At 59.9% G+C, this 13,955-nt stretch carries 10 protein-coding genes; all 10 read right to left on the reverse strand.

Annotation, left to right across the window (positions count from 1 at the left end; all coding sequences use genetic code 11):
* Positions 1–97: 97 nt before the first annotated feature.
* The 10 genes from ONV78_RS21265 to ONV78_RS21310 all read right to left on the reverse strand — a co-directional run bounded on the left by ONV78_RS21265 (position 98) and on the right by ONV78_RS21310 (position 13,918).
* Positions 98–829, reverse strand: coding sequence for a DUF1295 domain-containing protein (locus tag ONV78_RS21265; protein WP_279506206.1), 732 nt, complete (start codon positions 827–829; stop codon positions 98–100).
* A 104-nt stretch (positions 830–933) separates the two neighbouring features.
* Entirely contained in the window at positions 934–2,061 is a 1,128-nt protein-coding gene (locus tag ONV78_RS21270) for a nitroreductase family protein (RefSeq protein WP_279506207.1), read from the reverse strand.
* Positions 2,062–2,098: 37 nt separating this feature from the next.
* Positions 2,099–2,902, reverse strand: coding sequence for a 4'-phosphopantetheinyl transferase family protein (locus ONV78_RS21275; RefSeq protein WP_279506210.1), 804 nt, complete (start codon positions 2,900–2,902; stop codon positions 2,099–2,101).
* Positions 2,889–3,206: a RedY protein gene (locus ONV78_RS21280; RefSeq protein WP_216738628.1), complete on the reverse strand. Its 318-nt coding sequence runs from the start codon at positions 3,204–3,206 to the stop codon at positions 2,889–2,891. Before ONV78_RS21280 ends, ONV78_RS21275 begins: the two co-directional genes overlap by 14 nt.
* 14 nt (positions 3,207–3,220) lie before the next feature.
* A complete protein-coding gene (locus ONV78_RS21285) occupies positions 3,221–6,049 on the reverse strand; it encodes a polyketide synthase (RefSeq protein ID WP_279506213.1) in 2,829 nt (942 codons plus the stop codon).
* 1 nt (position 6,050) lies between these two features.
* Entirely contained in the window at positions 6,051–7,676 is a 1,626-nt protein-coding gene (locus ONV78_RS21290; RefSeq protein WP_279506216.1) for an amino acid adenylation domain-containing protein, read from the reverse strand.
* Between the two features lie 87 nt (positions 7,677–7,763).
* On the reverse strand, positions 7,764–9,998 hold the full coding sequence (locus tag ONV78_RS21295) for an aminotransferase class I/II-fold pyridoxal phosphate-dependent enzyme (RefSeq protein ID WP_279506218.1): 2,235 nt from the start codon (positions 9,996–9,998) through the stop codon (positions 7,764–7,766).
* 30 nt (positions 9,999–10,028) lie between these two features.
* Positions 10,029–10,271, reverse strand: a complete 243-nt coding sequence (locus tag ONV78_RS21300) for an acyl carrier protein (RefSeq protein ID WP_216738632.1) — start codon at positions 10,269–10,271, stop codon at positions 10,029–10,031.
* A 52-nt stretch (positions 10,272–10,323) separates the two neighbouring features.
* Positions 10,324–11,343, reverse strand: coding sequence for a methyltransferase (locus ONV78_RS21305; RefSeq protein ID WP_279506219.1), 1,020 nt, complete (start codon positions 11,341–11,343; stop codon positions 10,324–10,326).
* Positions 11,344–11,377: 34 nt separating this feature from the next.
* Entirely contained in the window at positions 11,378–13,918 is a 2,541-nt protein-coding gene (locus tag ONV78_RS21310) for an aminotransferase class III-fold pyridoxal phosphate-dependent enzyme (RefSeq protein WP_279506221.1), read from the reverse strand.
* Positions 13,919–13,955: the final 37 nt, after the last annotated feature.

Here is a 13,955-nt window from a genome sequence, read left to right on the forward strand (position 1 = left end):
GAAAGACAGGGCCTGCGGTGTGCCTGGCCCTGTCTTTCGTGGCGGATAGCCGCCATGGTCGTTCCCAGGATTTAGCTTCTGGGAAGTCAGTCTTGGTTTAGATCACAAACGGAATCAGGCACTTGGCCTTTTTCTTATAGTTCCGCCAGGCTTCGCCGTAGCGCTCTTCCGCCATTTTTTCGCTTTTGGGAATAGCGTCCGTCATGTACTGCGCGATATTGGCCAATGGTGCAATGACGCCCCAGGGATTGCCGGCGGTGAGGCCGAAGGCGACGTAAATCAGGAAGTCGCCGAAGTAGTTGGGATGGCGGGAATAGCGCCAGAAGCCGGTGTCCAGGATCTGGCCGCGTGAGTTGGGTTGCTGCTTGAACAAGTGCTTCTGATAGTCGCTGCCGAAATGGAAAATGGTGCCGACCAGATAGACGGCGACGGCGCTGTATTCGATCCAGTTCAGTGGGCCGACACGGTCCGCCGCCCATTGGAACGGCAGGCAGTAGAGCCAGCCAAAAACGTTGGCGAGAATGATGGGTAAAAAGTAGATGGCCGACAGCGGCATGACTTCCTTGAGCTTGGCGGCGGCGGTGTTGTTGTACCAGAGCGTGAGCACGACGTTCATACGCAATTGGTAAATAATCACCATGCCGAGCAGCAGGGCTTTGCGCACCAGATCTGCGTCCCCGTACCAGCAATACACCAGCGTGACCGGCAGCAGGGTGTTAAACCCAAAGATAAACGGCGCTTTGGTATCCTTGGTGATCAAGGCGGCGATGACGCCGGCGACGGCCATGGCCTCGATCACAATGATCATGATTATCCATTGTTGCTCCATATTTCCTTTTCCTTTTTCTATCGAACTTGAGTAGGCCGTCTGGCGACGGGGTTAATTGGTATTGACGGCGCCGTTGAGTGAGTTGTTCTTTTCGGCTCCGTGCGTCATCCGGCGGCGATGATGCCGTTGGTTTTTCTTCTGGGACTTTTATCGAAAACCTCTTTGATGGCGCCCAGCCTGGCGAAGAAAATCATGCGCCCGTTTTCGTCCCGCAGACGCTCGATCTCAATGCGCGCCTGATCATGCTGCAGCATGACGCTGGCCGGGTGTATCGCCAGCTTCTGCTCCTGAGCGTTAAGCCAGACCTCCATCAAACGCGCGCCAGCCTGAGTCAGCGCTTTGGGCGTCATATGCTCGTTTCCAAGGTGACAGAACAGCAACTGCGATGAGTCCTCCACCAGCGCGCCAAGCTGATCGGCCATACGTTGCGGCGCACCGAAAGGCCTTAGCGCCTGCATGACCGGCGGCGCCAGGAGGCAGCGGTAGAAAAGACTGCTCCATTTGCTTTGCGGGCCGAGCAGGCTTTGCAGATAGAATCCGTCTTCCGCATCTTCTTCCAGGGAAAAATGGATGTAGCGATAGGTCTCGCGCCAGGCTTTATAGTTGGCGAAGTCCAGCACCGCGTATTGTTTCACCAGTTGCGCCGCGCGACGGATCGTAGCGGGATCGCGTTCAACCCGCATCAGCAAATGCTCGCCAGTCAAGGACAACGGCCAGCGCCGCGCCAGCAGTTTCTGCAACCCGTCGTCGCTAATGCGCAATGGGTTAAAAGGTCCGCGGTGGGTGCGTCGCTGCAGAACCAGTCGCCGCCACGCTTCAGCATCAATGACGGGCTTAATGCTGTCGGGCGTTATACGCACCGCCGTCAGCGCAAGGCAGCCGTGTTCCTGCTCCAGTGCTGTGAGGGCGGCGCCTTTTTCGTCCTCGCAGAGCCAGCGCAGACGCCAGTCATGGCCTTTGGCGCCCAGCGTCATGCAAAACAAGCCCAGAAATAATCCGCAGCTCATCAGCATTTCGATTTCCAGACTTTCCAGGGCTTTGAGTTTACGAGCGCTGTTCAACGCCAGGACGACGCATTGTTCGCCTTCCTGAAGCGCTTCCCCGAGGAGTGCGTTAGCCCGCTCGCGTTCCTGAATATGGATCAACGTCCAGGGTTGCGAGTTGTGGGATGAGGGCGCCCAGCGCGCTAAATCCACAGTTTCCTGAAGTTCATGGGTGAAATCCGACGGCATAAATAAAGCTCCAATCTTTTAATAAATTCCTTGCGAACTAAGAACCCCTAAGCAGGTCGCAGACTTCCGGCGGACTGCCGACAACCACCAGGGCGCATCCTTGAAATCGGTCCGCTATCGCCACCAGAGGCGTATTGGCGACAGCGCCGAGTTCCCGGCTGAGCCGTCGTGATAGCGTCCAGGACAATGCGCCTGTGTCTCCCGGCGAATGCAGTTCTACATCAGCGAACCAGCCAAAAATACTGCGTCCGTAGCATTTCAGCAGCGCCTCTTTGAACGCCCACGTCATGGTGGCGGAAGCGTCGCGTTCGTTGCGCCCTCGGCGTAACAACCAGCGCTGTTCTTCCGGGGTGAACGCCATTTCCCAGACCGAGCCGCAGAAGGCGCGAACGGGTTCGATATCGACGCCGACCGGACATCGCCCCGCTGTCGCCACCGCCCAGTCGCCAGCGTGACTGATGCTGACGTAGCCTTCCATGTTGGCTTCCGGGCGGCCTTGATGGGGATCAGTTTTGCAATTGCTGATAATGATGTCCCGTAAGGCGCGCTGCGGCTGCGCCAACTCCGCCTGCAAACGCTGGAGCGCCTGTTTTCCGGCCAGTCTTCCTGCACCCCATTCCAGCTTACGCTTGGCGAAATGAATCTGGCGCAGATGGCGTCGTTCGCGCAGGTCGAATACCCGCCGCAGATCCGCTTCGGTCTCAAAGTGGTTGCGCCAGTTCTTCACCGACACTGCGTGCAAACGCCAGGGCCCGACCATCAGCGAGCGATTCCAGTCTGAGGTCGGTAATTTCCCTGAATGCAGCCGGGGGTGGGACGCAGCAGGCTCAGCCTGCGGCATAGCCCGAGCCCAGCTGCTCGCCAGCCAATTCTTCAACGACTTCCGCCATACGGGAAAAGGCCTGCACCAATCCGGCGAAGGTTGATGTTTCCATATCGGCGTCAAAGGCGGCGCGGTCGGTTATCTTTATCACCTCCAGATAGTGATAAGGCGCGGCGGGGTCCTGAGAGGCGCGATGCACGTCAAAGCGCACGACGCTAGGCAGGTCGGGGCAGGTGGCGTAGTCGACGTTTTGCACCCACGACTCGAAGGCGTCGGCTTGTGCAATATCGAACAGGCGGATTTTGTGAATGATGGTTTCCATTTCGTTCCCTTTCCTTAATTTGCAGTGTATTGAGAGTCGTCCGGCGCCGCATGGGTATCGGTTACGGACTTTAAGAGCAGATGATAGTTAACGCCGCCGGTGCCGAATGAACTGACGGCGGCGTATCGGGCGTCTTCGCCCAATGGCCAGGGTTGCAGGGCGGTGACAGGCTCCGTGGGAATCTCCGCCAAGGGCAGCTCCGGATTCATCTCCCGTCTTAACAGCGTGGCGGGGATATCACCGTAACGGATCGCCAGCAGGGTTTTCAATAGGCCGGCTGACCCAGCTGCAGCGAAGGTATGTCCGATATTGGATTTGATCGAACCGACCTTAAGCGAACCGCGTCGTTCTTGTGTCCGGTACACCTCGTTCAGTGCGGTCAGCTCCGCAATATCTCCCAGCCGCGTGCCTGTGCCATGGGTTTCCACATATTCCACGCGAGCGGGAGAATAACCAGCCTGAACGAAGGCTTTACGCATGGCCAGCGCCTGTCCCTGCGGGTCCGGCGCCGTCATGGAGCGGGCGTCGCAGGAGGCGCCGACGCCGGTGATGGCCGCGTAAATACTATCGCCATCCCGCAATGCGTCACTCAGACGCTTGAGGACGAACATGCCGGCGCCGTCTCCGGGTGAAAACCCGTCGGCGTCTACGGCGAAAGGCGCAATTTTGTGTTGCGACAGCATCATTTGCGCGGAACACAGCGTTAAGTCGCGAATGTTCACCGGTAACTCCACGCCTCCCGCCAGCACCAGGTCGTAGCGATGACTGCGCAGCGCCAGCACGGAGTTATGCAGCGCCGCCAGGGAAGAGGCGCAGGCCGCTTCAACGGCGGCGGGGGCGGCGTTAAGCTGAAAGCAATTGGAGATCAGCGCTGCGATGCCGCTGGCGGAAAAGCTGTCGAGCGTGAAGTGATCGACTTCGTCAGGGGAGAGCTGCTGTTTTTCTGAGGCGTCCTGAAAGTACGCCGCCAGCGGCGAGCCGGCGAACAGCGTCTGCAACTGGGCATAATGCAGCGCCGCCGAGAGTGCGCGTTCCCGTCCCAGATTCAGGTTGCTGGCGATACACACCGCCGCTGCCTCCTGGCGCTGACGTTTGCGTGACAGGCCGTAGTCAGCCAATGCTTCTGCTGCGCTTTGCAATCCCAGCTTTTGTGCTTTGTCCATGCCGGCGGCGCGGCGCGGAAATATTTTGTAGGGGGATAAGTCAAACTCGCTTTGCTCCAGCGCCGCGCCATATTGCGCGTAACAACTCAACGGTCGCGATGCGTCCGCGCTGAAGAAGGCGCGATGGGGCAGAACTGATTCCGGCAATAGCTGAACGCCATCGGCGCTATCCCACAGGCCTGCGCGTATTGCTGCGACGTCTCGCCAGGGACCGAAAGAACCTCCGACGCCTACAATGGCGATGGGTTCCTGGGACGCCGGAATTGTTTCTACGTCCGCTGAGACTGCATCAGGGCTGGACAGCACCAAATGCCAACTGACGCCGCTCAGTCCGCCGCCGCACACGCCGGCGATACGCTCGTCCGTTTGCGGCCAGGACTCGCTGCGTCCGGCGCCGTAGTCGATGTTCTGGCGTAGCAATAACTCCTGGCCGTCCACTTGCGGCATGGCGGGCAGGCGACCGTGGCGCAGAGCCAGACTGGCGGCGGCGATGGCGTTAAGTCCGGCGCTGGCGAAAGCGTACCCCAGGTTGGCGACGCAGGAGCGCAGACGCAAAGAGACCTTATCGTCATGGCGCAAATCCGCCAGCGCGGTCAACAGGGCTTTGCTTTCCTCCACATGACCTGGCAAGGCGCACTCAATGTAGCCTTGTTTGGCGGGATCGATATTGGCCTGACGGCAGGCTTCCGCAGCGGCCTGATACTTCAAGGCGGCATCGCCGCCGTAGCGGTAGCCTGAGGGGGAATCGCGGCGAGCGCTGGCGGCGCCGCGAATGACGCTGTAGATACGATCGCCATCCCGGCGCGCATCACTGAGCTTCTTCAATAACAGCGCCGTGGCCCCTTCCGCTAACGGCGCACCGGGAGAATTGGCGGTGAAAGGCGCGCCGGACGCAAAGCCTTTTTTCTCCAGAGCGAGGGCGGGCAGCAGGCTGTCATAGCGCTGTCCGGCGATGACCAGCGCCGCTTTGGTCTGGCCTCCTGACAGCGCCAGCAGGGCGGCCTCCAACACCACATAACTGGTGGCGTCGGCGGACTCAAGCGCCTGGGCGCGCCCGCGAAAACCGAAATGCGAGGCGATGCGGGCGGGGATGCTGCTCGCCATTTCGCCGACGCGATCATGAGAGGACAAGCCGAAGTGCTCACGCAGACGTTCGCGGATAGCGTCCAGGTCCGCTTCACAATCTCCTGAGCGTTGCTCTGCGGCCTCATAAGCGAGCCGCACGCCTTCCACTTTCAAGGCGTTATTAAGCGCGCTGTCGAAGCAAAAGCAGGAGCCGCTGTACACATCCGTGTCGTCCAGTGACGGCAGCTTGTCGGGATAGCCTGCGTCACGCAGACATTGCTCCGCCGCGCGCAGCTGTAACAGCATCATCTGGGAAACGGATTTGCGGTAGGCGGGAGGGATGCGAAAGCGTTTGAAGTCGCTCTCCGCCTCTGTAAAGAATGAACCGCGCCAAGCGTCCAGATGCGCCCTGGCCGCTGCGCTGGTTTGCGGTATCCGGTGCGCAGGCATGGCCCGCAGGGGCGCGTGTTCGCCCTGCTCAAGCAGTCGCCAGAACGATTCCGTATCCTGGGCGGAGGGGGTAATGCAGGCGATGCCGACGATAGCCACAGGCTCGCGCAACGTCTGGTCATGAGAGCCGGGTGAGGCGGTGGAAAATAAGCTGGCGTCAGTCATATCAGGCAACCGGGTCTGTGTGAGTCTTTGACGCAACGGTCGGCTTGAGCGCCAACGCTTTTAACGCCAGATAATCAATTTTGCCGTTGCGGCTTTTCGGCAGTTCGTCCAGCCTGCGCACCAGCTTGGGTATCATGTAACGGGGCAACCGCGTCTGACAGTATTGCTTGATGGCGAGCACACTGGGCGCAGAGGCCGGATCAACCGCACTGAAATAAGCGATGAGGTTTTGCGCCTGCTCGGTGATTTCCGCCACCACGGCGATTTCCCGGATGCCAGGCATGGTCGACAATGCCGCCTCGATCTCTCCCAGCTCCACCCGGTAGCCATTGATTTTCAGCATGCGGTCCTTGCGTCCGTGGTAGTACAGGTAACCGTTCTCATAACCCACTAGATCACCGGTCGCATGGCGTCCCTGTAGATGGTTGTCGGAGTTGGCGGGGTCGACGCGGTTGCGGTAACCCGGTGTGACGCAGGAGCCTTCAATGATCAGTTCGCCGATTGCGCCGGGAGCGCTGACAGGCTGGCCTTGCTCGTCCAGTACAAGGGCGGTTTGTCCTGGCAGCGGAACGCCGATATACACCGGCTTATCCCGTTGCAGATCTTCCTTCGTCACCCGATAGTAAAGACAGACATTGGTTTCGGTTGGTCCATAGAAGTTATAGAGCGCGCAATCACTGGGCAGACGCTGGCTTAGCTCTCGTAAAGGCCGAATCGGGAAGACTTCGCCGGCGAAAATCAGATAGCGTAGCGAGGCGGTGACGTCAGTATCCAAAGCGCCTGCGTTCACCATCAGTGACAGGATGGAGGGAACGCTGTACCACACGCTGATCCCATAGCGCCGAACGCCTTCCGCCAGCGCGGCGACATCCCGTTGTTGTTCTTCGCCGATAACCCAGACCGCCGCGCCCGCCGCTGCTGCGGCGAACAGATCGAAGGTGCTGAGATCGAAATGGAAGCCGGCGTGGTTGGAAAAGACGTCCCGTTCGCTCAGGGAAAGTTCTTGCAGCGCCCAGCCAATAAAAGCGTGCAGATTGCCATAACTGATCTGTACGCCCTTGGGCATGCCGGTGGAGCCGGAGGTGAATAGAATCGCCGCCAGATCCTGTGGGCCGGGATGATGCGGCGTTTGCTCCGGCTGAGGTTCGAAGGCGTCCGCCGACGCCCGTGACGCGACCGCGAAACGGCCGGGCGCCGCCGCATCGGGAACTTTGTGGAAGTCGGTGACCAGCGCCAGCCGTAATGACGTGTAAGTCATATCGCCCAGTTGTTCAAAACGGGGGCTGTCCGTGACCAGAATGGCGGGCTCCGCGCTGGCGAGAATTTTTTGCGCACGGTCCACCGGCTGCATGCCATCCATGGGAACATACACGCCGCCGCATTCCATGGCGGCGTAGAGGGCGACGACATAGTCGATCTGCTTGGGCAGCCAGATGGCTACGCGATCCCCTGGCTGCAGACCGGCATAGCGGAAATAGCCGGACCAGCGACGCACTCTGGCGTAGAACTGCTCGTAGCTCACTTCCTCCGGGCCGACAAACGCCGGACGCTGGGGAAAGTTGACGGCGGAGCGTCGTAAATAGTCGATGACAGGGACAAATCCGTTTTCCGTTTCTTGTACTTTCATGTCTGCTCTCCTCCAATCCTGCATTAAGCTGGCGCAGTGACGTCATCAACCCGGATGGCTGGCGGTGCGCCATCCGGGTTGATCGGATCACAGCGTGACGGGAATATTCACTTCTTTCGCTGCGTCGATGATGATCTGCGCCGCCAGATCCAGGTCTTCTTCGGTGTGTTCGCTGGTGACGCTGATGCGCAGGCGTGCGTCGCCCACCGCCACGCCGGGAAACACTACGGTCTGGCAGTACATGCCGCGGGCGCGGACGGCGCGGCCCAGCTCCAGGGTTTTGCGGTCGTCACCGACCACCACCGGAATAATGGCGCTGTTGGAATGCTCCAGATCGAATCCGGCGCCCAGCAAATGACCGCGCAGACGATGGATGTTGCTCCAGAGTTTGCTCAAGCGTTGCGGTTCACGCTCCATCACGTCGATAGAGGCGATCACCCCCGCCGCCACGGCGGCGGGAATCGTCGCTGCGAACACGTAAGAGTTGGAATAGAAGCGCAGGTACTCCACTACGTCTTCATCTGCGCACACGAAGCCGCCGACGCCAGCCAGCGCCTTGCTCATGGTGCCCAGCTCCAGATCAGCCATGCCCTTCATGTTGAAGTGCTCGGTGGTGCCGGAGCCGGTTTTGCCGAGAACGCCGGTGGAGTGGGCGTCATCCACCAGTACGCGGGCGCCGTATTGCTGCGCCAACTCCACCAGACGCGGCAGATCGACGATATCGCCATGCATGGAGAACACGCCGTCCGTGACGATCAGCTTGCCGCCGTCGTGGTCGGCGTATTTTTTCAGCGTGGTTTCCAGGCTTTCCATGCTGTGCTGATAGATCTTGCGGGAAGCCCCGGAGAGTTTGCAGCCGTCCTGAATGCTCATGTGGTTGATGGAGTCGGTGAACACCAGATCGTTGCGTCCCGCCAGCGCCGAAATACAGCCCAGGTTGGCGGAATAGCCGGACGGATACACGATGCAGGCCTCGCGTCCCTTCAGTTTGGCCAGGCGACGCTCCAGTTCCTTGTGCAAGACATTGCTGCCGCCGATCAGACGACAGCCGGTGTTGGTGGCGCCGTAGCGACGAGCGCCTTCGGCGATGGCTTCAATGACTTCGGGATGATTGGCCAGTCCAAGATAGTTGTTGGAGGCGAACATCAGAAACTCACGGCGACGTCCGGTGACTTCGTCGTAGATCACCGCGCGGTTACGGCATTGGGACTCCAGAGGCATGCCGTACCAGTACAGCTGCGCCTGTTGCTTCGCCACATAAAATTTGCGGAACTCCCGGGTCTTATGAAACAGATCCCGGTCCGGCAGATTGACGAAATCCTTCATGGTGCGGGGGTCGTTTTCCGCCGCTGCGTTGGCGTCGTAGCTTGCTTCCAGATGCTCCGTTCCCAGAGCTTCAACCTGATGCGGACGGCTGGCGCGTATGTATTGCAGCAGCTTTTCGGGGGTATCGCAGTCCGCCAGACTCAGGTGAGCGGGCATGCCGTGCTCGCTGCGTAGACGGTCATGCAGAGCGGATATGTCCTTCTGTCCAAAACCGCTGGCGACGAAGCTCAGCTTGAACTGGTCCGCCAGTTCTGTCGCCGCGTCGCTGGGTTCCTTCACGTTGTCCTGATTAAGACGATCGATAAAATCCGTCCACATGCCATCACCGCTGGCGCGGCCTTCCGCTGTTTGTTTGGAAGCAGATGGTTTGGAAGCCGGTTGTGACGCCGGGGCGGCGCCAATTTCTTTGGCGGGACGGGCCAGGGCGGCGTCGGCGCCGATCTCGCGCAGGTAGGCGATGACTTGCGCGATGGTGCTTAGTCCGGCGGGAAAACCGGCTTTCTCCATGTGCATGAGCTTGGCGATCTCCGCCAGCACGGCGGCCTGAGTCACAGAGTCGACGCCGAGATCGCCTTCCAGATCCGCTTGCAGATCCAGCTCGCTACGACGGTAGCCAGTGTGAGCCTGATACACGTCGAGCACGTTTGCGCTCAGTGCGTCGTCCTGTGCGTCAGCGAGGCGGGCAGGCGCCGTTTGCTGCGCAACCGTGGCGGCGCTGAGGCCTTCTTTCTGCAGGCGTTGACCGATATGGCGCAGCAGTTGTCCAACGTTGTCCAGGCCCGCCTGAACTGATTTATTCTGCAGCCCCAGGGTTTGATAAATTTCCGCCTGCACGGAAGCCAGGGTGATGGAATCGACGCCCAGGTCGCCCTCGAAATCCGCGTCGTCGTCAAAGTCTTCCTGCGCGTATTCCGTGTGGCGTTGCAAGGCGCTCAGCACCAGTTCCCGCAGAGACTCTTCCGCCTGTTGCGTATCGGCAAATACTTGTTCTGTCATGGTGTTACCTCATTCCTTGAATATTCGGGGCTAGTGTTGTTGCAGGCGCGTGACCAGATCCACCATCTTGCGCACGGAGGCGAAGTTGCCGGGGGTAACCTGATTAAGGGGGATTGATGCGCCAGTTTCCCGCCGCAGTAAATCCACCAGATCGAACAGGGAGCCGGAGTCAATAATGTTGAGTTCCAGAATCGGGGTGTCCGCGTTGAACCCCTGATCGTCCGAGCCCAGATAATTCTCGGAAATGTAGGTTAATAATGTGTTCTCTAGCATTGTGCATCTTCCTTTTTGAGGGGGGACTGGAAGACGGGCCGAAGCCCGTTGGTCAGGCCTTTTCTCCGACGAATAACGTGCGCGGTCCGTTGATGCGCAGCACTCTCACGTTGCTGAACCCGGCCTCCTCGAAGCGCTGCATGTACTGCTGCGCCGTGGACTCCACGCCGCCATCCGTGGACACCAGCATGTTGATGGAGAGCAGGGCGGTGAACAGCGGGCCGCTTTCGTCCTCGTCCAGGGGCGTTTCGCTGGCCATGAAGACGCCGCCGGTCGGCAGGGCGTCGTAGATATTGCGCAGAATCTGCAACTGCGTGTCAGGGGCGTAGTCGTGCAACATCCAGCCCAGGTGAATCAGGTCATACTCCTGTTGCGGAATGGTTCCGGTGATGACGTCGCCTTCAACTACCTTGATGCGGTCAGCGAAGTCGCCGGACATGATTTTGTCACGCACGTAGCAGGCCGCCTTGGGCAATTCACAAATGGCGATCTCCAGATGCGGGCAGGCTTCCGCCACAGCGACGGGCAAGCTGCCGACGCCGCTGCCGATGTCCATGAAGCGGCTGTAAGCGGAAAAGTCCACGCCTTCCACCATGCCGTCAATAAAGGGCTTGGCGAAGATGCCCAGGAATTCCTGGAAGTCCGTCACGTCGGACGGGTTCTGATACAGAATGTCGAACCAGCTGCGTTTGTCGCCGAATACCGCCTCCCGTTGATCTTTGTCGTCACGCACCGCCTGGGCGGTGTTGGACCACAGCGGATACAGGAATGCATCGATATGGCGACCCAGCCAGCCCAGCCACTGCGGCGACTGGCTGACCAGATAGGGCGCGGCGCCCGGCGCCAGGGAATAGGCGTCCCCCTCGCGTTGCAGCAATCCCATGGCCTGCAGCGCGATCAGCATGCGCTTGCCTGAAGCGACTGGCGCATTGGCCCGTGCGCAAATGTCCTCCAGAGAGGCGGGGCCCTCCGCCATGGTGTCGAACAGCCCCAGGTCGAAGGCGGCGGTCAGGGTTTTGGTTTTGAAGAAGCCCATCATCAGGTCGACAATTTGATCTTTGCTAATTTCCATCGCTATCTCTCCATACGTTCAAAAACGGTGTTGTTTAGTTCATAAAAGTGGACATTTCTTCGCATACGGTGGCGAAGGATTTCACGAAGTGATCGACCTCCTCTTTGCTGATGATCAGCGGGGGTTGGATACGGATCACGGTGGAGCTGTTGGCGGTGACGAAGGTCAGAATGCGGTGATCGTTACTGAGCTTGGTGACGAAGCGCATGCAGAACATTTCCGCCAGGGATTCCTCCATCTTGTCCACCGCCGCCGCCAGGTGCTCGCGAACTTCGTCAGGGAAAAAGCGATACGCCAGATGCCAGTCTCCCGGCAGACGCGTGCCGAATTCCCGGGCGCAGGCTTCCACGGCGCCGCTGAAGTCATTGTTGAACTGGATGCCCAACATCAGGCCGCGGCCACGCACCTCCTTGATAAAGGGATAGGCTTGCGCTGCTTGCTGCAGCTCGGCTTTGAAGTAGTCGCCCATCTCTTGCGAGCGGCGGGGCAGATCCTGCTCTATCACGCCTTCCAGCGCGGCGAGTCCGGCGACGCCAGCCAGGTTGCAGCCGCCGAAGGTGGAGGTGTGCAACAGGAAGCGTCCGGTGGAGGCGTAGGCGGCGTCCCAGATCCGCGCGGAGCTGAGCGTGGCGCCAATGGGAATCAACCCGCCGGAGAGGGACTTCGACAGCACCATGATGTCAGGCTCGACGCCTTCCCATTCACAGGCGAACAGGCGTCCGGTGCGTCCCAGGCCGGTCTGGATTTCATCCACGATCAGCAGGGTTCCTGTGCGCCGACACAGTTCCTGGGCGGCTTTCAGATAGCCGTCCGGGGGTAGATAGACGCCGCCTTCTCCCTGGATCGGCTCTATGATGAACGCGCACACGTCGCCTTGCTCCAGTTCAACGCGCAGCGCATCCAGATCGCCGAATGGCACGCCCGTGCAACCGGGCAGCAGAGGGCGGAAGTGCTTCTGATGCTTTTCGCGACCGGTGACGGACAGCGCGCCCAGTGTCTTGCCGTGGTAACTGTTGTTGGCGAAGACAAAACGGGAGCGGCGGCTGGCCGCTTTCGCCAGCTTTAGCGCCGCCTCCACCGCTTCCGTACCGGAGTTGCTGAAGAAGACCCGTTCCAAGCGTCCCGGCGCCACGGCGCAGAGCCGTTCCGCCAGCTTGGAGGTTTCTTCCGGCAGGGAGACGTACTGCACGAAGTTGGGCCCCATATTGGCGACGTATTTCTGAATCGCTTCGGTCACCACTTGCGGGTTATGGCCCAGATTGAGGCAGCCGTAACCGGACACCATATCCAGAAAACGCTCGCCGTCCGTATCGGTCAGGGTGCAGCCTTCCGCGCGTTCGAAGACTTTGTCGCAACGCTGCATCTGCAGGAAGTCCGCCAGCATCGGATTGATGTAACTGCGGAAGCGCTGCACCGTTTGCGAGCGGCGCGCTTCGCCTGAATCCGGCTCTGTCGCCGCCAGATCCGAAGGGGTATACCCTGGAGCCTGAGCTTTACCGCTATGGTGAAAACGACGCAGGCCGTTGATCAGTTCGATGTTGATGCGCTCGCCAAAGGACGCCAGAGGAAAGGCGCGGAAGCCATGACGTTCCGCCATCGCACCAATCTCCAGCACTTTTTCCGGGGGCAAGTCGCGTCCGATGGAGAAGCATTCCGCACGGCCTTCCAGAGCCAGCACCATGGTTTCCGCCAGACAGCCGTTGATCTGCTGCTTGATCGACATATTCATGGATTCGCCGCCCAGCCTGGTATCCGGCGAAGCGGTGACGCAACCGCCGTCCAGCACCAGTACGTCGGTGCGGGGCGTAGGGGGACGTTCCGCATCACGGGGCAGGGCGATGTCTACGACAATGGAGCCGGGCGACAGGCGGGATACATCGATCACGCCGCCGGACGAAGTGGCGGCGGCGAACAGACGATTGCGCTCATACGCCGCATCCATGGAGTTCAACAAGGTGACCCGGCCGCGCCAATGCTCGGGCAGATGCTCCAGCAGTTGCGCATCATCCGCTGTACCCCGGTGAACTAAATCCAGACGACAACCCAGCTGTAGTAACAGTTTGGCCAACGCCAGACAGATGGAGCCGGGATAGCCGACAATCGCCACCTGCGCGTCCGCCGGATCGAGCTGCAAACGCTCCAGCGTCTGCAATAGCACGGTGTAGCCCGCGTAAGTGGTGAGAGAATTGCCGCTGGTCACGGGGATGCCGGCGCGCTCCGCCGTCACCAGCCCGCGCTTGCCGATAATGGAGGTAAAGCCGCCCAGACCTACGAGCTGAGCGCCCTGCGCCTGCAACGATTCGATGCCTTCGAAAATACGCTGTTGCACCGCCCGGGGCGTGGACAGCATCTCCTCCGCGGTGAGAGGAAGGTAATGCACGATGCCTTCGCAACTCACTCCGGCGGGGGACTGAATGCGGCAGAAATCGACGAAGGGCACCAGATTACGATGGCTCCAAATGTCCCGCTGATAGCCCACTTGCAGATCCCTTGAGCTGCGGTCGAGCAAGTCGAGCATTTTTACGTAGCGTTTCAGCCCGATGGAGGTCGGGTGTCCGATAAATCCGAATTTCATAACAGTGATATCCTTTACTGAACTGCTATCCGCCAGT

The sequence above is a fragment of the Hahella sp. CR1 genome (assembly GCF_029813005.1).
In the GTDB taxonomy this organism is placed as follows: Bacteria; Pseudomonadota; Gammaproteobacteria; order Pseudomonadales; family Oleiphilaceae; genus Hahella.

Bases quoted from the DNA above. Each gene is read 5' to 3' on its own strand.
- ONV78_RS21265 (WP_279506206.1), bottom strand. From the start codon at position 829: ATGGAGCAACAATGGATAATCATGATCATTGTGATCGAGGCCATGGCC.
- ONV78_RS21270 (WP_279506207.1), bottom strand. From the start codon at position 2,061: ATGCCGTCGGATTTCACCCATGAACTTCAGGAAACTGTGGATTTAGCG.
- ONV78_RS21275 (WP_279506210.1), bottom strand. From the start codon at position 2,902: ATGCCGCAGGCTGAGCCTGCTGCGTCCCACCCCCGGCTGCATTCAGGG.
- ONV78_RS21280 (WP_216738628.1), bottom strand. From the start codon at position 3,206: ATGGAAACCATCATTCACAAAATCCGCCTGTTCGATATTGCACAAGCC.
- ONV78_RS21285 (WP_279506213.1), bottom strand. From the start codon at position 6,049: ATGACTGACGCCAGCTTATTTTCCACCGCCTCACCCGGCTCTCATGAC.
- ONV78_RS21290 (WP_279506216.1), bottom strand. From the start codon at position 7,676: ATGAAAGTACAAGAAACGGAAAACGGATTTGTCCCTGTCATCGACTAT.
- ONV78_RS21295 (WP_279506218.1), bottom strand. From the start codon at position 9,998: ATGACAGAACAAGTATTTGCCGATACGCAACAGGCGGAAGAGTCTCTG.
- ONV78_RS21300 (WP_216738632.1), bottom strand. From the start codon at position 10,271: ATGCTAGAGAACACATTATTAACCTACATTTCCGAGAATTATCTGGGC.
- ONV78_RS21305 (WP_279506219.1), bottom strand. From the start codon at position 11,343: ATGGAAATTAGCAAAGATCAAATTGTCGACCTGATGATGGGCTTCTTC.
- ONV78_RS21310 (WP_279506221.1), bottom strand. From the start codon at position 13,918: ATGAAATTCGGATTTATCGGACACCCGACCTCCATCGGGCTGAAACGC.